General features: G+C 73.5%; 17 protein-coding genes. 6 read left to right on the top strand and 11 right to left on the bottom strand.

The window, feature by feature from the left end; all coding sequences use genetic code 11:
* From ACZ67M_RS27875 to mgrA, 3 genes are all read left to right on the top strand, one after another.
* Complete coding sequence (locus tag ACZ67M_RS27875; protein WP_382801327.1) at positions 1 to 795, top strand: DeoR/GlpR family DNA-binding transcription regulator; 795 nt, start codon at positions 1 to 3, stop codon at positions 793 to 795.
* 199 nt (positions 796 to 994) lie between these two features.
* Complete coding sequence (rox, locus tag ACZ67M_RS27870) at positions 995 to 2,422, top strand: rifampin monooxygenase (RefSeq protein WP_469853332.1); 1,428 nt, start codon at positions 995 to 997, stop codon at positions 2,420 to 2,422.
* A 49-nt stretch (positions 2,423 to 2,471) separates the two neighbouring features.
* Positions 2,472 to 3,518, top strand: coding sequence for an L-glyceraldehyde 3-phosphate reductase (gene mgrA, locus ACZ67M_RS27865; RefSeq protein ID WP_392104366.1), 1,047 nt, complete (start codon positions 2,472 to 2,474; stop codon positions 3,516 to 3,518).
* A 24-nt stretch (positions 3,519 to 3,542) separates the two neighbouring features.
* Here mgrA and ACZ67M_RS27860 read toward each other — a convergent pair whose 3' ends face one another.
* On the bottom strand, positions 3,543 to 4,724 hold the full coding sequence (locus ACZ67M_RS27860) for an anhydro-N-acetylmuramic acid kinase (protein WP_469853330.1): 1,182 nt from the start codon (positions 4,722 to 4,724) through the stop codon (positions 3,543 to 3,545).
* A 58-nt stretch (positions 4,725 to 4,782) separates the two neighbouring features.
* Complete coding sequence (locus ACZ67M_RS27855) at positions 4,783 to 6,351, bottom strand: sodium:solute symporter (protein ID WP_361359785.1); 1,569 nt, start codon at positions 6,349 to 6,351, stop codon at positions 4,783 to 4,785.
* Between the two features lie 172 nt (positions 6,352 to 6,523).
* Between ACZ67M_RS27855 and ACZ67M_RS27850 the strand changes: the two genes are divergently transcribed.
* Positions 6,524 to 7,459 carry a MurR/RpiR family transcriptional regulator gene (locus tag ACZ67M_RS27850; RefSeq protein ID WP_469853328.1) on the top strand — a complete coding sequence of 312 codons (936 nt, stop codon included), beginning with the start codon at positions 6,524 to 6,526 and terminating at the stop codon, positions 7,457 to 7,459.
* 12 nt (positions 7,460 to 7,471) lie between these two features.
* On the opposite strand, the gene ACZ67M_RS27845 is transcribed toward ACZ67M_RS27850, so the two are convergent.
* From ACZ67M_RS27845 to ACZ67M_RS27805, 9 genes are all read right to left on the bottom strand, one after another.
* Positions 7,472 to 9,316 (bottom strand): Na+/H+ antiporter NhaA, encoded by a 1,845-nt coding sequence (locus ACZ67M_RS27845; protein WP_469853579.1) that lies wholly within the window; start codon positions 9,314 to 9,316, stop codon positions 7,472 to 7,474.
* 22 nt (positions 9,317 to 9,338) lie between these two features.
* On the bottom strand, positions 9,339 to 10,544 hold the full coding sequence (locus ACZ67M_RS27840) for an alanine--tRNA ligase-related protein (protein ID WP_469853326.1): 1,206 nt from the start codon (positions 10,542 to 10,544) through the stop codon (positions 9,339 to 9,341).
* A 316-nt stretch (positions 10,545 to 10,860) separates the two neighbouring features.
* On the bottom strand, positions 10,861 to 11,475 hold the full coding sequence (locus ACZ67M_RS27835; RefSeq protein ID WP_469853324.1) for a dihydrofolate reductase family protein: 615 nt from the start codon (positions 11,473 to 11,475) through the stop codon (positions 10,861 to 10,863).
* A gap of 30 nt (positions 11,476 to 11,505) precedes the next feature.
* Positions 11,506 to 13,500, bottom strand: a complete 1,995-nt coding sequence (locus tag ACZ67M_RS27830; RefSeq protein ID WP_469853322.1) for a hypothetical protein — start codon at positions 13,498 to 13,500, stop codon at positions 11,506 to 11,508.
* Positions 13,501 to 13,648: 148 nt separating this feature from the next.
* Positions 13,649 to 16,789, bottom strand: a complete 3,141-nt coding sequence (locus ACZ67M_RS27825; protein ID WP_469853576.1) for a discoidin domain-containing protein — start codon at positions 16,787 to 16,789, stop codon at positions 13,649 to 13,651.
* 84 nt (positions 16,790 to 16,873) lie between these two features.
* Positions 16,874 to 17,770, bottom strand: coding sequence for a GNAT family N-acetyltransferase (locus tag ACZ67M_RS27820; RefSeq protein WP_469853320.1), 897 nt, complete (start codon positions 17,768 to 17,770; stop codon positions 16,874 to 16,876).
* Positions 17,771 to 17,975: 205 nt separating this feature from the next.
* Positions 17,976 to 18,368, bottom strand: coding sequence for a hypothetical protein (locus tag ACZ67M_RS27815; protein ID WP_469853319.1), 393 nt, complete (start codon positions 18,366 to 18,368; stop codon positions 17,976 to 17,978).
* A gap of 32 nt (positions 18,369 to 18,400) precedes the next feature.
* Entirely contained in the window at positions 18,401 to 19,240 is an 840-nt protein-coding gene (locus ACZ67M_RS27810) for a DUF4397 domain-containing protein (protein ID WP_469853317.1), read from the bottom strand.
* A gap of 76 nt (positions 19,241 to 19,316) precedes the next feature.
* Positions 19,317 to 19,961 (bottom strand): sigma-70 family RNA polymerase sigma factor, encoded by a 645-nt coding sequence (locus ACZ67M_RS27805; RefSeq protein ID WP_361359812.1) that lies wholly within the window; start codon positions 19,959 to 19,961, stop codon positions 19,317 to 19,319.
* Positions 19,962 to 20,128: 167 nt separating this feature from the next.
* Between ACZ67M_RS27805 and ACZ67M_RS27800 the strand changes: the two genes are divergently transcribed.
* Together ACZ67M_RS27800 and ACZ67M_RS27795 are read left to right on the top strand one after the other, a co-directional pair.
* On the top strand, positions 20,129 to 21,115 hold the full coding sequence (locus ACZ67M_RS27800; protein ID WP_469853575.1) for a MerR family transcriptional regulator: 987 nt from the start codon (positions 20,129 to 20,131) through the stop codon (positions 21,113 to 21,115).
* A 117-nt stretch (positions 21,116 to 21,232) separates the two neighbouring features.
* Entirely contained in the window at positions 21,233 to 22,480 is a 1,248-nt protein-coding gene (locus ACZ67M_RS27795) for an NAD(P)/FAD-dependent oxidoreductase (protein WP_469853315.1), read from the top strand.
* The last annotated feature ends 5 nt before the right edge of the window (positions 22,481 to 22,485 follow it).

Genomic DNA, 22,485 nt, shown 5'->3' with positions numbered 1-22,485 from the left:
ATGACCTCGGACGGCGAGCACCCTCCGCTCATCCCGGACCAGCGCCGCGAACAACTGCTCAAGCACCTGCGGCGGGACGGCGTGCTCAGCGTGCAGCAGATCACGCGGCTGCTCGGGGTCTCCCACATGACGGTCCGCCGCGACATCGCCGAACTCGAGCGGAGTGGGCTGGTGTTCTCGGTGCCCGGCGGTGTCCGCATCGCCAGCACCATCAGCAGCGAACCCGGCTTCCTCGACAAGTCCCAGGTCGAACAGCCCCAGAAGCGGGCGATGGCGGCCGAGGCGGCCCGCCTGGTCCAGGACGGCATGACCGTCTACCTGGACGCGGGCACCACGCTCCTCGCCATGGCCCCCGCGCTGAGCGCGCTGTCGGACCTGACCGTGGTCACCAACGACTTCACGACCATCGGACGGCTCATGGACGCCGAGAACGTGGAGTTGGTCCACGTCGGCGGCCGCGTCGACGTCTCCAACCGCTCCAGCGTCGGCCGCCTCGCCGCCGACACCCTGCGGCAGCTCGCGCTGGACGTCGCCTTCATCAGCACCAGCTCCTGGGACCTGCTGCGGGGCACGACGACGCCCTCGGAGGCCAAGGTGGACGTGAAGCAGGCGGCCATGGCCTCGGCCGCGCACTCCGTCCTGGTGGCGGGCTCGTCCAAGTACGGCACCTTCGGCCGCTACCGGGTGGCACCGCTGACGGACTTCGACACCATCGTCACGGACACCGACCTGACCGGTGCGGCGGCCGAGGGTATCCGGGCCGGCGGCTCCTCCCTGGTGCTGGCGCAGCCCTGATCCGAGGCACTCTGATCCGGGGCACTCCGATCCGGGGCAGCGAAAAGGCAGGCGCATCGATCCCGCCTGCCTCTCTCAACCTATAGCGCATGGGGGGCCTTGCGGCAAGGGCCCCTCCGTGGCGCAGAATCGGCGCCCTCGGCCGCGGCCCACGTGAGGCAGCCGGGCCGATCGGACGCTTTCTCACCATGGGGGACTCATGATCGACGTGCTCGTCGTCGGCGCCGGACCGACCGGCATGATGCTGGCCGGCGAACTGCGCCTGCACGGCGTACAGGTACGGGTGCTGGACAGGGAGACCGAGCCGACCCGAGTGGTGCGCTCGCTCGGGCTGCACGTGCGCAGCATCGAGGTGATGGACCAGCGCGGCCTGCTGGAGCGGTTCCTCGAACACGGCACGAGGTATCCGGTCGGCGGCTTCTTCGCCGGCATCGCCAAGTCCGCGCCCGTCGAGCTGGACACCACGCACCCCTACGTCCTCGGCATCCCGCAGCCCGTCACCGACCGCCTGCTGGCGGAGCGCGCCGTCGAACTCGGCGCCGAGGTCGAGCGAGGCCGCGAACTGGCCGGACTGGGCCAGGACGACCAGGGCGTGACCGCTGAGCTGGCCGACGGCACCCGGCTGCGCGCCCGCTACCTCGTGGGCTGCGACGGCGGCCGCAGCACCGTCCGCAAACTGCTCGGCGTCGGCTTCCCCGGAGAACCCTCCCGCACCGAGACGCTGATCGGCGAGATGCGCGTCGGTGCGGAGCCCGAGGAGGTGGCCGCCGTCGTGGCCGAGGTCCGGGAGACCCAGAAGCGGTTCGGCGCCGGACCGCTGGGGGACGGCTTCTACCGCGTCGGCGTGCCCGCCGCGGGCGTGGCCGAGGACCGCTCGCTCCCGCCGACCCTGGACGAGTTCAGACGGCAGCTCAAGGCGTGCGCGGGCACCGACTTCGGCGTGCACTCGCCGCGCTGGCTGTCCCGTTTCGGCGACGCCACCCGGCTGGCCGAGCGCTACCGCACCGGACGGGTGCTGCTCGCCGGCGACGCCGCGCACATCCACCCGCCCGTCGGCGGGCAGGGCCTCAACCTCGGCATCCAGGACGCCTTCAACCTGGGCTGGAAACTCGCCGCAGAGGTGAACGGCTGGGCCCCGGACGGGCTGCTGGACAGCTACCACACGGAACGGCACCCGGTGGCCGCAGACGTGCTGGACAACACCCGCGCCCAGATGGAACTGCTCTCCACCGAACCCGGCCCGCGGGCGGTGCGCCGCCTGCTGGCGGAACTGACGCGGTTCGAGGACGTCAGCCGCCACCTGACCGAGAAGGTCACCGCGCTGAACGTCCGCTACGACCTCGGCGCCGGACACGAACTCGTCGGCCGGAGGATGCGGGACGTCGAACTGCGGCAGGGGCGCCTGTACGAGCTGACGCACACCGGTCGCGGGCTGCTCCTCGACCGGACGGGCCGGCTGTCGGTGACGGGCTGGTCGGACCGGATCGATCACGTCGTGGACGTCGGTGCGAGACTGGAGGTGCCCGCGATGCTGCTGCGGCCGGACGGCCATGTGGCATGGGCCGGTGACGACCAGCAGGACCTGTTCGACCGGTTGCCCCGGTGGTTCGGTGCCGCCACCGGCTGACCCGACCGTCACGGGCCGCCCGCCCCCGCTTCCCCACCGGAGAGCCACCATGAACCACGTCGCCGACCCCCACCGCTACGACGGCACCATGCGGTACCGCCGCACCGGTCGCTCCGGTCTCGACCTGCCCGTCCTGTCGCTGGGCTACTGGCACAACTTCGGCGACGACAAGCCGTTCGAGTCGCAGCGGGAGATCGCCCTGCGCGCCTTCGACCTCGGCATCACCCACCACGACCTGGCCAACAACTACGGCCCGCCCTACGGATCCGCGGAGATCAACTTCGGCCGGATCATGCGCCAGGACCTGGCACCGTACCGGGACGAGATGGTGATCTCCACCAAGGCCGGATACGACATGTGGCCCGGCCCCTACGGCCAGGGCGGAGGCTCCCGCAAGTACGTGCTCGCCTCCCTCGACCAGTCCCTGAAGCGCATGGGCCTTGAGTACGTCGACATCTTCTACTCCCACCGCCTGGACGCCTCCACACCGCTGGAGGAGACCATGACCGCGCTGGACACCGCGGTGCGGCAGGGCAAGGCCCTCTACGTCGGGATCTCCTCCTACGACGCCGAACGCTCCCGTGCGGCCGCGGCGATCCTCCGCGACCTCGGCACGCCGCTGCTGATCCACCAGCCCTCGTACAACATGCTCAACCGGTGGATCGAGACCGAGGGCCTGCTCGACGCCGCGGGCGACGAGGGCTTCGGCGTCATCGGGTTCACCGCGCTCGCCCAGGGCCTGCTCACCGGCCGCTACCTCGACGGCGTCCCGGAGGGCTCCCGCGCCACCCAGGGCAAGTCCTTCGCGGCCGACTGGCTGAACGAGGACACCCTCCAGCGGCTGCGCGCGCTGAACGACATCGCCGCCCGCCGGGACCAGACCCTGGCCCAGATGGCGCTCGCCTGGGCGCTGCGCGATCCGCGCGTCACCTCGCTGGTGATCGGTGCCTCCCGCACCGATCAGCTGGAGCAGAACGTGGCCGCGCTGGACAACCTCACCTTCACCGCTGACGAACTCGCCGAGATCGACAAGTACGCGGTCGCCGACGGCAGCGTCGACCTGTGGCGCCAGGCCCGTACCGGAGAGATGGGCTGAGGCCGGCCCCGCCCGGGCCGGCGGTCACGACACCGGCTCGTCCGTGACGCGCAGCGAACGGGGCGGTCGGGCCGCCGGCTCGGGCAGGCGCAGGGGCTCCCGGCCCGGGGTGATGCTGCCGAGGAGCGTCGCCCGGCGCGCACCGGTTCCCGACGGGATCGCGCCGGGCAGGCCGTGCACCGTGAGGAAGCCCAGGAGCGCGAAGGCGAGGGCCTCCTTCGCGTCGGACGGCAGCCCGAGCGCGTCGCTGGGGCCGAGCGGCACACCGGGCAGTTCGTCGGTGAGCATGCCCATCAGCACCGGGTTGTGCGCCCCGCCGCCGGAGACGACGAGCCGGGTGACCCCGTGCGCCCGGCAGGCGTCGGCCACGGTGACCGCGGTGAGCCGGGCCAGGGTCGCCAGTACGTCGTCCGGCTCCGGCACCGGCGCCAGGGCCAGCGCGTCCAGCAGGTGGGGCAGGTGGAAGCGCTCCTTGCCGGTGCTCTTCGGGGCCGGCCTGGCGTAGTACGGGTCGTCCAGCAGCACCCGAAGCAGCGCCGCGTCGACCCGCCCCGCGCCGGCCCGCCGCCCGTCCTCGTCGTACCCGAGGGCGCCCTCGGTGAAGTGCCGTACGGCGGCGTCCATCAGGGCGTTGGCGGGCCCGGTGTCGAAGGCCAGCGGGTCGGCGCCGGGGGCGACGACGGTGAGGTTGGCGATGCCGCCCAGGTTGAGCGCGGCCGGGGTGCCGGGCAGCGCGGCCAGGGCGAGGGTGTCGGTCATGGCCACCAAGGGGGCGCCCTGGCCGCCGGCCGCGACGTCCCGGGAGCGCAGGTCGGAGACGACGGGTAGACCGGTGGCCTCGGCGATCCAGGCGGGCTGGCCCAGTTGCAGGGTGCCGCGGACGGCGCCGTCCTCGACCCAGTGGTAGACGGTCTGCCCGTGCGAGACCACCAGGTCCGCGGTCCCGTCGCACAGTTCGCCGAGGGCGCGGACGGCCACGTCGGCGAAGGCGCGCCCGATGCCGGTGTCGAGCACGGCGGCGGTACGGGCGGTCGTCTCCGACGGCGGCAGGAACCCCGCGATCAGCTCGCGCAGTCCGTCGGGGTAGGGGGCCGAGAGATGCCCGAGGGGCCGCATCACCAGGACGTCGTCCTGGAGGACGAGATCCGCGGCGGCCGCCTCGACGGCGTCGTAGGAGGTGCCTGACATCAGGCCGATCACACGCAAGACGTCTCCTGTGCGAAGGGGTCCGGACCGGAGAGGGCCGGGCTGGCGGGCGGCCCGCTCACTTCCGGCCGGCCGCGGTGAGCCGGTCGGGGCCGGTACCCGGCTCGGCGCCCGCCAGGGCGCCTTCGCCGGCCGCCGGTGCCGGGTGGAACAGGCTCAGCACGCCGCCGACGACCAGGGTGATCACCACCCCGATGGGCACCAGCCACTGGGCCGCGATCGCCTGCGACACCGTCGTCCCGCCCGTTGTGACGTCGATCTTGACCACGCGCACGATGTACGTCATCACCCCGATGGTGACCAGGAAGGCCACGACGGAGTCCACCTCGTTGGCGCGGGTCACCAGCCGCCCGAGCAGGAACGCGCCGAGCAGCGCGCCGTAGGTGTAGCCGGCGATGGTCAGTCCGGTCAGGTAGACGTTGCCGGTGCTCGCGCTGAACGCGCACGCGAAGACGGCCATCAGGGTCGCCCACACCAGCGTCATCCAGCGGGCGAGCCGCAGCAGCGACTCCTCGGACGGGGTGCTGCGGAAGAAGCTGTGGATGATGTCGGCGACCGTCGAGTTCGACATGGAGTTGAGCGCCGAGGACAGCGAGCCCATCGCGGCGCCCAGGATGCCGGCCACCAGCAGCCCGGAGACGACGACGGGCAGCCCGTTCAGGATGAACTCGGGGTAGAGGTTGTCCGAGCTGGACAGACCCAGCTCCGAGAACGACCGGCCCTGGTTGTACGACCACAGCAGCGCGCCGACGAGCGAGAACGCGGCGAACTGGATGACGACGAAGACACCCGAGGCGATCATGGCCTTCTGGCCCTCGCGCAGAGTCCGGGTGGCCAGCACCCGCTGCACGATGAGCTGGTCGGAGCCGTGGCTGGCCATGGCGAAGATGGCGCCGCCGATGATGGCGGTGGGCAGGGCGAACGGGCTGGTGAGGACGTGCGCCAGGTTGAAGTCGGTGTCGAAGAGCGTGAACCGTCCGGCGTCCCAGGCGCGGGCGTAGCCGTCACCGCCGACGTGGGCGGAGAGCACCGCGACGGCGAGGATCGCGCCGCCGAGGTAGAGGCCCATCTGGATGGCGTCGGTCCAGATGACCGCCTTGATGCCGCCCAGGTAGGTGTACACCACGGTGATCAGCGTGAGCACGATGATGATCACGCGGTAGCTCGCGTGCACGCCGAACTCGTCGAGCAGCAGCTTGATGGGGATGGCGGAGGCGAACAGCCGGACGCCCTCGGCCAGCAGCCGGGTGAAGACGAACGTCACCGAGGCGAGCCCCTGGAGCTTCAGCCCGAACCGGTCGCCCAGGTACTGGTAGGCGCTGACGAACCCGCCGCGCTTGTAGAGGGGAATCAGTACGGTGGCGACGACGACCCGTCCGATGACGTAGCCCAGGGCGAGTTCGACGTTGCCGAAGCCCTGGCCGCTGTAGGCGCCGCCGGGAACGCTGATCACGGTCAGGACGCTGGTCTCGGTGGCGACGACGGAGAAGGACACCGTCCACCACGGCATGTGGCCTTCACCGACGAAGTAGTCCTTCGCCGACTTCTGCTTGCCGGCCTTCCGCAGGCCGATCCAGGCGATCCCGATCAGATAGACCACGATCACCACGAGGTCGAGCTGGCGCACGCGTGCTCCTAGACACTGGCCGGTGGGGTCGCCGGCGTGGGGAGAGGGCCGTCCGAGTATGGGAATGCCGCACTCCGGATGTCAATAAGTGACGACTGTTCGGACCGTACGTAAATTTTTGACCAACCCGGGTGGCCCCACTAGCCTGTGTCCACCACACTCAGGAGGGGCCATGGTCCGCCAGTCCTCGTCCGGCACGCCGGAGCAGTCCGCACAGGACGCCCCGCTCGCCGACATCCTCACGCGAGTCCGTGCCGCCCGGCCCTCCCTCGCCCCCTCCGAACGCCGTGTGGCCGACGCCGTCCTGGCCGCCCCGGGACAGGTCGCCGAACTGTCCATCAACGCGCTGGGGGAGCGGGCGGACACGTCGGCCGCCACCGTGATGAGGTTCTGCCGCACGATCGGCACCGGCAACTACCCCCAGCTGCGCCTCGCACTGGCCGCCGCCGCCGCACGCGAACACGCCCTGGGCGGTGAGCCTCCCGAGCACGGCGGCACCGACATCAGCCCGACGGACACGCTGGACCGCATAGTCGGCAAGATCATCTACAACGAGGTCCGGGCCCTGGAGGACTCCGGCGCCGGACTCGACATCGAGGCGCTGGGCCGGGCGGTCGACGCGGTGGCGGGGGCCCGCAGGGTCGACATCTTCGGAGTCGGGGCCAGCGCGTTCGTCGGCCAGGACCTGCATCAGAAGCTGCACCGCATAGGCCGCATGGCCTTCATCTGGAGCGACCGGCACGCCGCGCTCACCGCGGCGGCGCTCCTGGGGCCCGGCGACGTGGCGCTGGCCGTCTCCCACTCCGGCGAGACCGAGGACACCACCGAACCCCTCCAGGCCGCCGCCGAACGCGGCGCCACCACCATCGCCCTGACCAACGACCCCGGCTCCACGCTCGCCACCGGCGCCGACCTCGTACTGACCACCTGCGCCCGGGAGACGCCGTTCCGCTCCGGCGCGACCGTCAGCCGCATCGCCCAGCTCGCCGTCGTCGACTGCCTCTTCGTCGGCGTGGCCCAGCGCTCCTACGACGCGTCGACCGCCGCACTGGAGAAGACCTACGGCGCCGTCCAGCGCCGCCGCCCGGCGGCCCGCCGCGGCACCTGACCGTACGTCACCTCATCCGCCGGCCAGGGCCCGCCGCCTGGCCTGTTCGACCGCCCGCTTCAGGGCGTCGATGTCGAAGGCGCCACGGTGGCGCCTGCCGTTGACGAAGAAGGTCGGCGTGCCCGACACGCCGCTCAGGTCCGCCGAGTCCACGTCCTCGGCGACCCGCCGGGCACCCCGGCGCCGCGCCAGGTCCTCACGGAACACCTCCATGTCCAGGCCCAGTTCGCGCGCGTACCGCAGCAGATCCCGCTCGCCCAGCTCGTCCTGGCGGTCCATCAGCAGGTCGTGCATGTCCCAGAACCTGCCCTGCCGCGCGGCCGCCTCCGACGCCTCGGCCGCCGCCTGGGCGTTGGGATGCACGTCGGTCAGCGGCAGATGGCGCCACACGTAGCGGACGTCGGTCTCACTGCCCAGCAGGTCGCGCACCACGCCCTCGGCCTGGCCGCAGTACGGGCACTCGAAGTCGCCGTACTCCACCAGGGTCACGGCGGCGTCCGCGGGACCGCGCACATGGTCGTGGCGCTCGTCGACCGCCACCCCGAGATCCGTCAGCGGTTCGGACGTGCCGAGCAGGGCCCGCGTCCGCCGTGCCGCGGGCAGGAGGCCGATCACCCCGGAGACCGCCCAGCTGACCGCGAACGAGCCGATCAGTGTGGCGATGATGCCGATGCGCGCCTGGTTCAGCTCCTCCCCCTCGAAGGCGATGGCGGCGATCAGCAGCGACACGGTGAAGGCCGCCCCCGCGATCGATCCGGCGGCGGTGACCGAGCCCCAGCCCACGTTGGGCCGCAGCCGCCGCCCCGACAACAGCTGCGCGCCCGCCATGGAACCCACCACACCGACGATCTTCCCCACCACGCAGCCGCACAGGATGCCCAGCGTGACGGGCGAGGTGAACGCGTCGGCCAGCCGCGCGCCGCTCAGTTCGATCCCCGCGTTGGCCAGGGCGAACAACGGCACGATGCCGAAGCTCACCCAGGGCAGGAACCGCTGTTCCAGCCGCTCGTTCGGCGAGATCGCCGAGGCCAGGCCCCGCGCCGCCGAACGCTGGAGCTCGGGCGTCGGCTGCTCCCGGAACAGCCGGAAGAGACGGCTCGCCCGCTCCAGATCACCACGGGGCGCGGGGTAGGCGATGACCAGGGCCCCGACCGCCAGACCCGTCACGACCGGATCGACCCCGGCCTCGTGCAGCGCCACCCACACCACCACGGCGAGGAGGGCGCAGAACAGACCGCGACCGGCGTCCGCCAGCCGCAGCACGACGACGAGGGCGAGCAGCGCGCCCAGGGCGACGAGGAGCGCCGGGAGGTGGATCTCGTCGCTGTAGAAGACGGCGATGACGAGCAGCGCCACCACGTCGTCGACGACCGAGATGGACAGCATGAGTGCCCGCAGCGAGGCCGGCAGCCGACGGCGCAGGACGGCCAGGATGCCCAGCGCGAACGCGGTGTCGGTCGACATGGCCGTGCCCCAGCCGTGCACCGAGTCGTGCCCCGCGTTGATCACGACGTAGATCACGGCGGGGACCACCATGCTGCCGAGGCCGGCCACCGCGCTGAGCAGCACCCACCGCCGGTCCCGCAGTTCCCCCATGTCGAACTCGCGTCGCGCCTCCAGCCCGACGACGAAGAAGAACAGGCTCATCAGCCCCGCGTTGATCCACTCGTGGACCGTCAGCGACAGGTGGCGGGTGTCGAAGCCGACCGTGAAGTGGGCCTGCCACACGGCCTCGTAGGAGTGGACGTCGATGTTGGCCCAGATCAGTGCCGCGACGACGGCCACCAGGAGCAGGACCGCGCTGCCGGTCTCCGTCTGCACGAAGGTGCGCCAGCGGGTGCCGCCCCTGGTGGACATCTCCTGCGCTGTCTCGTGGGACTCAGTCTCGCTCACGCGGGCGATTATGGCCGCCCGGGACCCGTTCCTCGCGCAGGCTCGTCACCAGGTCGCGCGGGAGTCCGTGGGTGTCGTGGAGGTAGTGGAAGTCGTCCTCTCCCAGCGGGCCGCGGAAACGGGGCCTGGAGAGCACGCTCCGGCCGCGCTCCAGGAGCCCGCGGAACCGGCGTTCCTCCTCCAGCAGCAGTCGCCGTACGGTCTCCGGGTCCCCTTCCTGCCGGAAGTGGTCCAGGGTGTGGGAGACCAGCTCCTGCGGCAGGTCGCCGAGGGCGCGCGACGGGTCGTCCCGCCACAGCACGGTGAGGACGCGCCGCACGAGGCGGCGCAGCACGTACCCGCGGCCGGTGTTGGCCGGGCGGACCCCGTCACCGATGATGACGACGGCCGAGCGCAGATGGTCGACGACCAGCCGCAGCGACGGTTCGTCCAGCGGCCACAGGGACGGCACCAGCCGCCGCCACGGGTCGAACACGTCGCACTCGAACACCGACGACCTGCCCTGGAGCAGCGAGAAGAGGCGCTCCAGGCCGAGGCCGGTGTCGATGTTGCGCTGCGGGAGCGGCACCAGGCTGCCGTCGTCCAGACGGCGGTGACGCATCATCACGTGGTTCCACACCTCCACCCAGCGGTCGTCGCGGGTGGGTGTCGACCGGGGCGGGGTGTCACCGGTCCACAGGAAGATCTCCGAATCGGGTCCGCACGGGCCGACCGGACCGTTGGACCACCAGTTGTCCTCCACCGTCAGCTCCACCGGCACACCCCGCTCCTGCCAGAGCCGGAGCGATTCGGTGTCCGGTCCCACCTGGTCCCCGCCGCCGTACACCGTGGCGTGCAGCAGCCCAGGATCGATCCCCAGGCCCTCGGTGAGCAGCCGGTGGGCCCAGTCGAGGCTCTGCCGGCTCTCGTAGTCACCCAGGGACCAGGTGCCGAGCATCTCGAAGACGGTGAGATGGGTGCTGTCGCCGACCTCCTCCAGGTCCGTGGTGCGCAGACAGCGCTGGACGTTGACCAGCCGCCGGCCCAGCGGGTGCGGACGGCCCTCCAGGTACGGGGTGAGCGGATGCATGCCGGAGGTGGTGAACAGCACGGCGTCGCCCGGCGGGGGCAGCAGGGTCGAGCCGGTGATCCGGCGGTGACCGTGCTCCTCGTAGTACTCGGTGAACGTGCGGACGATCTGCTCGGTGTCCATGGGGGTGACTCCTTCGCTGCGTGGCGGGAGGCACCGGAGAACGGTCCGTGCGAGCGGGGCGGCGGGGCGAGGGGCCGGAACGCCACGAGACCACCGACGGGCCGTTTCCGGTCGCCGGTGGGAAAGGGAGAAGGTCAGGCGGCGGCGGCCGGCGAGCTGGTCGCTCGCGCGGTCGCGAAGGTGCTTCGGCCGATGACGTTCATGCGGACGAAGCTAGCGCCCGCCGCCGCTCGGCGCACGCGAATATCCGCGGGCCGGCCGAGATCCGCGGGCCGGCCGAGATCCGCGGGACGGCCGAAGGAGGTGCCGCCCGGCGTCAGAGCACGTCGTAGGTCAGGTGGGTGGCGGTCGACGTCGGGGTCACGCTCCGCTGTACCAGCGAGCGGGGAGCCCGGCCCGGGAACAGCGGCGTCCCGGTGCCCAGCACGACGGGTGCCAGGTGGAGCGTCAGCGAGTCGACCAGTCCCGCGTCGAGCGCCGAACCGATCAGGGAGCCGCCGCCCATGAGGACGACGTCGAGGTCCCGGCCGGCGGCCGCCGAGGCCGCCTCGGCACGCTCGCGCGCGGTGGCGACCGCGTCGGCCAGGCCGGTCGTGACGAAGGTCCAGTCGAGGCCGGTGAGGCGCACCGAGTCCGGTCGTGAGCCGGTCACGACGACGAAGGCCGGTTTGCCGACCTCGCCCGCGCCGTAGCCGGTCGTGTCGTCCCAGCCGCCCGGTCCGTCGACCACGTCGAAGAGGTGGCGGCCGAGGACGACCGCACCCGACCGGGCGGTGGCCTCGCGCAGGATGCGGCGGTCGTCGGGGTCGTCGGAGAACGCCCAGGTGTGCAGCGGCTCGCCGCCCGTGCCCAGCCCGTTCTCCGGGCCGGGGTCGGGTCCGGTGACGAAGCCGTCGAGGGAGACCGAGATGTCCGCGATGATGTGCGTCATGTCAGGGTGGACCCGCGCCGCCGGCGGAACTCATCGGCGGCCGTCGCCGGTCAGGGCGGCCAGGTCCTCGCCGGTCCGCAGCCGGCCCGTGACCTCGGCCTCGGCCTCCCGGGGCGCCCGGACCGCCAGGGTCCGGTCGTCGCTCTCGGCCGTGACCTCACCCGTCACCCGCAGGCCCGTCACGGCGCGGCTGCCGGCGGCGAGGACGTACCAGTCGCCGTCGGGGGAACGCCAGCGGGTGTCGGCCACGACGTGCTGGCCGAACCGGCTGCACGCCGCCGTCCCCCGGGCCCGTACCACCGGCTGGGCGGCGTCGCGGGTGCGCAGGTCCACGGAGACCTCGTCGGTGCCGCGCCAGGTGACGGCGCGGGCGCAGGACCACACGGCACGTCCGGCGTCCTGGGGGAGTCGCTGGTCGGCGAAGTCCCAGAGGTTGACGGCGCGGACCGGCTCGCCCTCGCCGGAGAGGCCGTCCAGGCCGCACGCCAGCCGGGACCAGGCCACCAGGGCGGCGCTCCCGGTGGCCTCCCTGGGCTGTCGGGCCGGGGGTGTGCCGGCACCGGGCAGCGGCGTGTAGGTGAGGTGCACGGGGGAGAGGCCGCCCCGGTCGGCCAGGAGGAACGAGTGGTCCTCGACGATGCGGGAGGACGACCGCAGTTGCAGCACCGTGCGCCGCTCGCAGGACCCGCCCGCCGGTGTCGCCGGCACGGGCTCGGTGACACCGGCGGCCGAGACGTCGAGGTCGCGGGCGGCGTCGTCGGGGCGCAGCAGGTCACGGGTGCCGGCCTCGGCGATCCACGGGGCCAGCAGGTACCGGGCCGCTCCGTCGCGTTCCGTCACGGCGACCGCGGCGGCGGTGGTGACGTCCGCGTCGTCGGCCCGCGCCACGGAGAGGGCGGCGGGCTCACCACCGGAGGCGTCCGGCTCCGTGTACCGGGCCAGCCGTCGGCCGTCGTGGAGGAGGACGACCGTGCGGGCGTCCACCTCGCCCGCGTAGAGCAGTTGCGGGGCGCCGGGCGGAGGGTCCGCAGGTGTGCCCGGAGCGAAGGACACGTCCGTGTCCCCGCGTGACGGGTTCGACCAGGTCTCCAGGGCCCGGGTGAGCAGCGCCGTGTCGTCGGTCCGGTCGCCGCGGGCCGGCCAGGCGGTGAAGTCCACCCGTGAGGTGTCCGCCCACAGCGCGGGGTCCGTGCGGCGCAGGTCCTGTGCGGCGGGCGCGTGGGCGGACCGTGCGGCGTCGGACCCCGCCACGGCGGAGCCCTCGGTGTCCTGGCCGGTGGCGACGAGCGCCGTCGCGGTGACGAGTGCGGCGAGCACCACCGCGCCCGCCAGCCGCGTCCGCCGCCTGCGGCGCAGCAGGTCCGTCGGCTGCGCCCGCACCGTGCACGCGTCGAACTCGCTGGGTCCCGCGGCCGACAGCGCACGCGCCGCCGCACCGTTGCCGGGGCCGAGCCGGTCCGCGGCGTCCAGGGCCCCGGCCGGATCCCCGACGCCGGCGGCCCGCAGCACCTCCAGGACCTCCGGCTCGGACAGCCCGTCCACGTGCCGCAGGACGAACGCGCCCCGGGCGGCCGGTTCCGCGCCGGACAGAACCCGGCCCAGGGCCATGTCGTCGGCGTTGCCCGACCGGGGGAACAGCCGCAGCCCCAGCACGATGGGCAGCCGGCGCGGCGGCCACACCGCCGTCGCCCGGCCCGCCCAGCTGTCCGCGCGCCGCCCGTCCTTGAGCGCGGCGCGCAGGACCGCGACGCGCAGATCGTTGCCGATGTGGGCCGCGACCCGCTCGGCACCGTCGCGCGGAGCAGGCACAGCGGGCGCCGGCCGTGCTCCGCCGCCGGTCCGGGGCAGTGCCCGCTGGGCGAGGGAGTGGGCCCTGAGGACCCTGCGGTGCCTGCCCAACGAGGCCGGCAGCACCAGGTACGCCAGGCGTACCAGGCCGCCGTACTGCTCGACCAGCACGGACTCGGCTCTCTGCACACGCCCTTGAACCGAGCGACTTCTCTCACGGAACCGACTGACGGGCATAAGCGGTGCCCTCCACGACCGAGGATCTGCTGTTGCTGATCTCTCAAACGAGTGAATCGCGTGATGGTCACACGACGGTCGTGGCCAGGCTTCACCCGAAGGGGGTCGGCACGGCCTTGCCGGGCGTCATTCCGTCACCCGGTCCTCCTCAGTTCACGGAGAGCCGCACCAGCCCTTCGTCGGCGCGGGGCGTGCCGTCCACCGTCACCGCGACGTAGCGGGCCGAGCCCCGGTACGCGACCGCGCGCACCCGCCCGTGACCGGTCAGCGTCCCCACCCGCCGGTACCGCACACCGTCGGTGCTGAACTCCACGCGGGCCGCCGGGGCCGAACCGGTCGTCCACTCCGCCTCCACCCGGCGCACCTCGGTGTTCGCGCCGAGGTCGACCACCATGCGGCCGTCCCGGCCCGGCCGCCACACCGTGTCGGGGGCACCGTCCACGGCGGCACCCGGGCCGGACATCCCCGGCGGCAGCGGATTGGTCGGGAAGGTGTTCCGGCCCAGGGCGTGGTCGTCGTGGGGGAAGGGCCGCGCGCCGCGTAGCGTGACACGGACCTCGTGCCCGGTGCGCACGGACGTGACGGTGCTGCGCCCCTGGGCCTCGATCCGCACCCGGCAGCGGGGGCCCGACAGGTGCAGGGTCGCCCCGTCACTCACCCTGACCCGCAGCCCGGGCGGCAGGCTCCCGCCGGAGAGCGGGACGAGCGTGAACCGGGGCGGGAGCAGCAGCGCGGAGGCCGCGTCCAGGTGCGCCGTGTAGCCGATGCCCTGCCGGGTGATCGTCTGCTCGCCCTCGTACACGTGCCGGTGGCGCCCCTCCTGCGGCACCTCGACCCCGGTGTCGACCGGGTCCGCCGAGAGGTTGAACAGGCTCAGGTGATCGTCCACGAGGGCCGCGCGGACCCGGGCGTCCTCGGCGACGGGGGCCGGCCGGCCCGCCAGCGCGCGCAACTCGGCGGGGGACGCACCGCAGTGCCCCTCGATCACGACGGCGTCCCGCGCCCCTTCGGCCGGCACGATCGTGTCGCCGTACACCGCCACCGTGTGCCCGCCGTCGCCGCCACGGACGACCAGACCGGCGCGGCCGTCGATGTCGAGCCAGCCGCCCTCGCTGCGCAGCGCCGGGGCCGGTCCGGTGGCCAGGTCCGTCCACCGCTCGCCGTCGGACGAGCCCTGTATCAGGTAGGAGCGTCCGGCGGCCGCCTCCCAGCGCAGGGTGACCCGGTCGACCGCGCGGGCGGCGCCGAGGTCCACCGCCCACCAGCTGTCCGCGCGCTTCCTGTCCTCGCGGGAGACCGCCCAGCGGGTGCCGGCGTCGCCGTCCGCCGCCAGGTCGGCGGTCATGCCGGCCGACTGGGAGGAGGCCGTCGCGGCCCTGCCGCGCGCGAGGTCGTCGGTGCCGTCACCGGCGCGGACCTCGACGGCGTACAGCGAGTACCCGTACGTCGGGTCGGGCCGCACGCCCAGCATCCTGACGTGGCGCACCGTCGCGGCCGGGAAGGCCAGTTCGTCCACGCGTCCCTTCGCCTCGGGCGAGGCGTCCTGCGCGCGGACCGTGGCCGAACCCTCCGCGAACCGGTAGGTGCGGCTGCCGTCCAGGCCGGCCACACCGGGCATCGTGAGGTTGTGCACCTCCAGCCGCGAACCGCCCGCTCCCGCCCCGTCGGAGGCGTAGACGACAGCGCCCGAAGGGAGTGTCGTGTACCCCGCGAAGCCCTCGCCCAGCCGCAGCACCGTGGCGCTGCCGTCGAACCCGTCGCGCAGGGCGGTGTGCACCCGCACCTGCCTGCCGGTGACCTGCGCGGCCGTCGAGGGCAGGAACATCGGGGTGGCGCCGCTGAGCCGGAACAGCCAGTCGTCGTGCCCCGGCTGCCAGCCGAACTTGACGAACCCGGGCTTCGTCACCACGCCCGCCCAGGCGGCGGGGGACTGGTGGGAGACCAGACCCGGTCCGGTCCCGAAGTCGGTGACGCCCGCCGCGTGCGCGAACAGCTCCTCGCGCGACATCGGGCGCACCCCGCGGCCGGCGGTCGGCCACACGTGCAACAGGTAGCTGATCGCGAGTTCCGCGCGTGCCTCCGGCTCGTACTTGGGCTCGCCCGAGAACTTCGCGAGCCGGTACTCCGGCGGATACTTCTGGTACGCCTCCAGCCGCTCGGCCAGGTCCGCCTCCGCGCGGGCCGCCGCCCGGTCCCCGGCCACCCGGGAGAGGAAGGCGAGCGGGATCACGTCCCTGCCGTACAGGTGCTCCCGGTCGTTCACCATGGGCATCAGCGGCTCGCCCGCGTTCGACATGACACCCAGCAGCGTGCGCCACAGCGGTTCCGCGTTGGGCTGCCTGGTCAGGACCTCGGGCAGCGGCTGGCCCGCCGCGAGGAAGTGCGCGGCGTTGCGGCCCGAGGTGCGCCACATCTCCGCCTGGTAGTGCGGCCCGAACGAGCCGTGGTTCTCCACGATGAACGTGTCGTACGTGTTGTGCGCGGTGTTGCGCGAGACCGGGACGCCGTCCACGCGCGCCGGGTTGGCCAGGTCGGCGGCGGGCAGCCCGCCCTCGTTGCGCGACCAGGTTCCGTAGTCGGTGGCCCAGTCGGCCCGGCGCCGGTCGTCCGGTGCCCAGGCCAGTGCCGGGGCGAGGGTCTGCGCGTACAGGCCCATCTCCTCCAGCTTGGTGTCACCGACGTGGCCGCCCTGGAGGCCGTTGGGCGTCCAGTCCCCGGAGGCCGGGTCGTCGCCGGTGCCCAGGGAGTGGGTGTACGCCGCCTGTTCGCGGGTGATGGTGTCGACGGCGGCGCGGGTGCCCGCGTCCAGCTCGTCCCAGAGCAGGCGCGCGGCGAGGATGAAGTACGACTGGAACGTGGTGTCGAAGAACAGGGTGCGGCCCCACTCGGTGCCGCCGGTGAGCCGGTTGGAGGCGGCGAAGTGGCGCAGGGTCGCCAGGGTCCGGCGCCTGAGGGTCTCCCGGTCGACGCCGGCCTCGTGCTCGTCGAAGCTCCCGTGCGTCAGCAGCACGGCGTGTCCGAGGACGACGGCGAAGCCGAAGTACTCGTCCGTGTAGGTCCCCTTGGCCTCGTCCCACTGCGTCTCGGACCAGCGGGTGTGCCTCAGCAGGACGCGGTGGTACGTGGCGGCGACCTCGTCGGGCGGATCGACGGACCTGGCCGCGGCCGGGCCGGAGGCGGCGGCGGCCGGGGACGTGCTCAGCACCGGCTGGAGCGCGGCCGCGGCGCCGCTCGCGCCGAGCAGTTGGAGCAGGAGCCTGCGGCCGACAGGGAGGGAAACGGGGCCCATCATGGTCCTTCTTCACCAGGCGACAACGTTGTCAACGAAGGTCATCCTTGAACGGCCCGGAGAGGTGTGTCAATGGTCGTGCGTTCACCCGTCCCGGCGGAGGCGGGGTGCGGGGGCGTCCGGGAGGGAGAGGTCGTAGCTGGTGAAGTCGGCGTACGGCAGGTATCCGATGCGCCGGTAGAGGGCGTTGCTGGTGAGGTTGGCGGGGTTGGTGAACAGGACGACGTCCGTCGCGCCCGCGGTCAGCGCGGCCCGGGTGACCTCGACGGTCACGGCGCCGGCGTAGCCGCGGCCCCGGAGCCGGGCCGGGGTGTAGACGGGGTCGATGCGGACCTGGCCGCCGACCAGCGGGTTGACGCCCGCCATGGAGACGGGTGTGCCGTCCGGTGCCTCCCAGTAGGTGTACCGCTTCTCGGCGAAGCGGGTGCCGGCCCAGGAGGCGGCGTCTATGGAGACGGTTTCCCCGACGTCCGCGGCGAACTCGCGGCACCAGCCCATGAGGTGCTCGTGCTCCGCCTCGTCCACCGCCCGGCCCCGGCCCGCCGGCGGCGGCTCCGGTGGGGTGAGCGTGCCGAGGCGGTGGAGCCGGCCCCGCCAGCTGTGCGCGGACGCGGCGCCGGTGTGCCGCTGCCAGGCCTCGGCGAACGCGGTGGCGGTGTCGTGGTCCGCGGTGACACCGGTGACGGAGAGACCGAGGCCCGCCAGGTGGGAGGCGAGGACCTCGGCCTGCTCGGGGGAGAGGGCGGTGAGGGTGAGGCGCCGGGACGGGAGGCGGTAGAAGGCCGCGTGGACCTCGCCCGCCGCCTCCAGCAGGCCGAACACGACGGGTTCGGTGCCGAACACCTTCGCTTCCCGGGTGCGCATCTTCTCCAGCGTGGTCAGCGGAGTGGTGTGCAGGGCGGGGCGTGAGCGCAGGAAGTCTCCGGCGCGGGCGAGGAATTCGTCGAGGTCTTCGGTGACGTGCCAGTCGTCCGGTCGCATGCTTCATGATCTCCGACGTTTCCCGGTCCCGGCGAGTGCCTGCCCGGAGTACGTTCTCCGGGCGCTCGCGAACCGCTCGCTCAGGGGCGGTGCACCGGTTCCGTCGGCCTGCCCCTGCGCGGGGTGGGGACGCGGGAGACATCGATGACGCGCTGCTGCTCGGCTGATGACCGGCGGGCGCGTGGCCCCGGCCGCGGAGGCGCGCTCACCGCTTGCGCCACCACCGAACGGCCGCCGCCCCGGCGAGGAGCCCGAGTGCGGCTCCGGCCGCGCGGCGCCCGTGGGTGCGGGGTCGGTCGCGGTGCGGCGTGGCCGATGCCGTGTGCGGGTGACGTCCCTCGTCCGCGGGTGCCGGTGAGGTGGGTTCGTCCGGCTCGGACAGGCCCTGGGTGATCCGCTGCCACACATGTGCCGGAGGGGCGCTCGGGAGGTCCGGCTCCTCGACTCCGCGGGCCGCCATGACGACCCGGGTCATGAGGTGCAGTTCCTCCCGGCAGCGCCCGCACGCGGCGAGGTGCCGGAGGGCGCCGACGTCGTCGTGCGTGACGTCGTTTCCGAGTGCCAGTTCCACCAGATGCGCGGGGTCCACATGTGGCACCGCTGCCCTCCTGCCGGTGTGCCGGGGCCGGTTCACCCACGGTGCTCCGCGGCCCGGCGGATCACCAGGACGCCGGTCAGGGTGACCAGGCCCGTCACGCCCGCCCAGGCCAGCCACTGCTCCGAGGAGTTCGGGCCGAGGCCGGCGGCGTTGGCGCCCGAGGAGCCGGCGCTCGGTGAGGCCCCCGTGGTGTCGAGCGTCTGGGTCGCCAGTGCCAGGTTCTTGTCGGCCGCGCTGCCCCAGGCGTAGGCGACGTTGCTCGTGCCGCTCTTGAGGTTCAGGTCGGCCGGGCCGATCGCCACGGTGTCGGTGCCGGCGAGCACCACATCGGCGGAGACCGTGCCGGCGTCGACCACGGCGGTGTCCTGCTTCGGGTTCTCCAACCCCTTGAACACGGGCTGACCGTCCGCGCGGACGTCCACGGCGGGCGCGGCGGCGACGTGGCGTACCGTCAGCCGCGACTGGCCGTCGTCGACCGCGGAGACGTCGTTGGTGAAGGCCGTCAGCTGGGGTGTGCCGTCGGCGGACAGGTGCGCGGCGATGGTGGCGTTCCCGCCGGCGGGTACGTTGACCTCCTTCTCGATGGCCGGGGTGCCGTCGGGGCCCTGGCCGGCCTCGAAGACCTGGATGTCGTAGGTGCCCGCCTTCAAGGACTGCGGGTCGGTCACCGTGCCGGGCTTGAAGTCGCTGAGCAGCTTGTCACCGTTGGCGTAGACGTCGACGTCGAGTCCCGGGACGCCGTGGAAGACGGACACCATGGCCGAGTCGTCACCGCCGCCCGCGGGTGCGGACAGGGCGGGTGCGGCGGCGGTGAGGGCCAGGGCGCAGGCTCCGGCCGACGCGCCGAGGATGAGCGGGATTCGGGAAGCCATGAGGATCATCCCTTCTTCGAGTGGCGCCCTTCTGGGCGGTCTCGTCGATGGCTCGTATCTGGTTCGGGCACGGGCGTCACGACGGATGCGCCATGGGGTGCGGTTTCTCTTCGCGGGCCGCCGCCCGCTCGTCGGCGCGGCCCTGCTCGATCCCCTCGCGCAGCCGGTGCAGACCGCGGCGGGTGTGGCTCTTGACGGTGCCCAGCGGCGTGCCGGTGCGCTCGGCGATCTGGGCCTGGGTGAGGTCCTCGTAGAAGGCCATGCACAGGACCTCGCGCTGGCCGCGGGGCAGCCGCGACAACGCGTCGACCAGCAGCACCCGGTCCAGGACCTCGTCCACGCCCGCGTCGTGGCGGTGCCCGTCGGCGTCGTACGCCACCGATTCGACCAGGGCGAGGCGGCGCGTCCTGGCCGCCAGGGCGTCGACGATCTTGCGGCGCGTGATGCCGACCAGCCAGCCGCCGAGCGGCCCCCGCTCCGGGCGGTAACCCGCTCGTCCGCGCCAGGCGCCGATGAACACCTGCTGCGTCACGTCCTCGGCCTCGTGGGGGTCGCCGAGCGAGCGGCTGGCCAGGGTGTGGACGAGGGAGCCCCAGCGCCGGTAGACGGCCGCGAAGGCGACCTCGTCGGACGCGCACAGACCACGGGCCAGCTCCTCCTCGTCCGGCGGGCTCGCCGGCGGACCGGCGGGGGCGTCGGAGTGTCGCGCTTTCGTGCTCATGATCTGTTCCTCCTGCCGTCTGCGCTGTCCGAGGCGGAGAGCCACCCGCGCGGCGGGTTCCGGACGGTGTGGGATTCGTTGGCAGCAGCGCTTGGAAAGCAGTCTTGTGAGAGCGAACGACGCACACAACATGCGTCGTTTGTGCGTCGTAAGGTGGAGATGTGGGTCTGGACAGGGACGATGAGACGGATGCCGGGGCGGATGCCCGGAGCGGTGGCGGGCTGACCACCGGCGAGGTGGCACGGCGCCTCGGGGTGGCGCCGACCACCGTCCGGTCGTGGGACCGCCGCTACGGGCTCGGTCCCGCCGCGCACACCGGCGGCCGGCACCGCCGCTGGACCGCCGGCGACCTCGCCCGGCTGGAACGGATGTGCGCGCTGACCGCGACCGGGCTGCCGCCCGCCGAAGCCGCCCGCCTGGCCCTCGGCGAAGCCGCCCCCGACACGCCCCCGCGCCGGCCCGCTCCCCGGCCGCCGTCTCCGGAACGCAGCCGCGCCGGCACCGGCATGCGGCTCGGCGACGTACGCCAGGAGTGCAAGGGCATCGCCCGCTCGGCCCTGCGACTCGACGCCGCCGCCCTCGACAAACTGCTGGAGGACGCGATCGAGGAGCACGGCCTGGTCGCCGCCTGGACGGAGGTGATCATGCCGACGCTCCAGGCCGTCGGACGCAAGTGGGAGACCGCGGGCGAGCGGTACGTCGAGGTCGAGCACTTCCTGTCCTGGCACGTCTCCGGCGCCCTGCGCCGCCACGCACCGCCCGTGGTCGCCGACCGGCCCGGCGCCACCACGGTGCTCGCCTGCGTGCCCGCGGAGAACCACACGCTGCCCCTGGAGGTCCTGGCCGCCGCGCTGGCCGAACGGGGCCTGCCGGTCCGCATGTTCGGCGGCGCCCTGCCCGTCGAGTCGCTCGTGACCGCCGTCCGCAGGACCGGCCCGGCCGCGGTGGGGCTGTGGGCGCAGTCCCGCACCACGGCCAGCCGGCCGCTCGCCCAGCACGTCTCGGCGATCGAGTGGGGCGTGCGCGGCGCCCGCAGGAAACCCGTGGTGCTGACGCTCGGCCCCGGCTGGGCCGGGCAGACCTCACCGGGGCTGCCGCACCCGCCGGGCCTGTCGGAGGCCGTCGCGGTGGTGGAGTCGGTCGTACACAGGTGACGTCGCTCGTCCTCTCGGGTACCCGACGGCGGTGCCGCCTGGCCTCACCGGGCGGAACGTGCTCGGGTGGATCCGGTCTCCCGGCCGGCGGAGGCCGCTGTCGAAGGAGGGGCGCGCATGACGACTCACCACCACGGGACCCCGGACACGGTCGTCGTCGGAGCGGGGCTCGCCGGTCTGGCCTGCGCCCTCGACCTGTGCCGGGCCGGCCGGCGGGTGGCGCTGCTGGAGGCTTCCGACGCGGTCGGCGGACGGATGCGCACGGACCGGCGGGACGGGTTCCTGCTCGACCGCGGGTTCCAGGTGTTCAACACCTCATACCCGCAGGTCAAGAGGCGCCTCGACCTGCGCGCCCTGCGCCTGGGGCCGTTCACCCCCGGCATCCTCGCGCACACCCCGGCGGGCGCCGTCCGCCTCGCCGATCCGACCCGGCGTCCCCGGGCGGCGGGAACGCTGCTGCCCGGGAGGGTGCTGGACGCCCGTGACCTGGCCGCCCTCGCCGCGCTCACCGCCCGGGACACCCTGCTCCCCGCCGGTCTGCTGAAACGGGGCGCCGACCGGTCCACCGCCGACGCCCTGTCCCGCGCCGGAGTCTCCGACGCGGTGGTCACCGACATCCTGCGGCCCTTCCTGTCCGGGGTGTTCCTGGAGGACCGGCTGGAGACCTCCGCACGCTTCTTCCACCTGGTCTGGCGCAGCATGGTCAGGGGGACCCTCTGTCTGCCCGCCGGTGGGATCGGCGCCGTCCCCGCGCAGTTGGCCGACGGCCTGCCCGAAGGGGTCCTCCGGCTGGAGACGCCCGTCGAGGCGGTCACCGCGTCCGGAGTACTCCTGGCGGACGGACGGGAACTGCGGGCGCCCTCCGTGGTGGTGGCGACCGACGCGGCCACGGCGGCACGTCTGCTGCCGGGCCAGGAGGTCCCGGAGACCCGTACCGTCACCACCTACTACCACGCCGCGCCCCGCACCCCCCTGGCCGAACCCACCCTGGTGGTGGACGGCACCGGCGCGGTACTGAACACCTGCGTGCTGACCGAGGCCGCGCCCGCCTACGCACCCCCGGGCACCTCGCTGGTCTCCACCTCCGTGCTCGGCCCCGACCGCCCCGGAGCGGACGGGACCGTGCTGCGCCGCCTGGCCGAGCTGTACGGCACCGACACCGGCGACTGGACACCGGTCGCCACGTACACCGTCCGGGGAGCACTGCCCGCGATGACGCCGCCGTGGCCGACGAGCCGTACGACGCGTGCGACCGACGGCCGCTACGTCTGCGGCGACCACCGCGCGACCGGCAGCGTGCAGGGCGCCCTCGCCTCGGGCACCCGGGCCGCCCGGGAACTGCTCGCCGACCGGGCCGGCGACTGAGCGCC

The organism is Streptomyces sp. NPDC107500, assembly GCF_055582785.1.
Note: the sequence above shows the minus strand (reverse complement) of the source record. Positions and strands in the feature narration are given on the sequence as shown.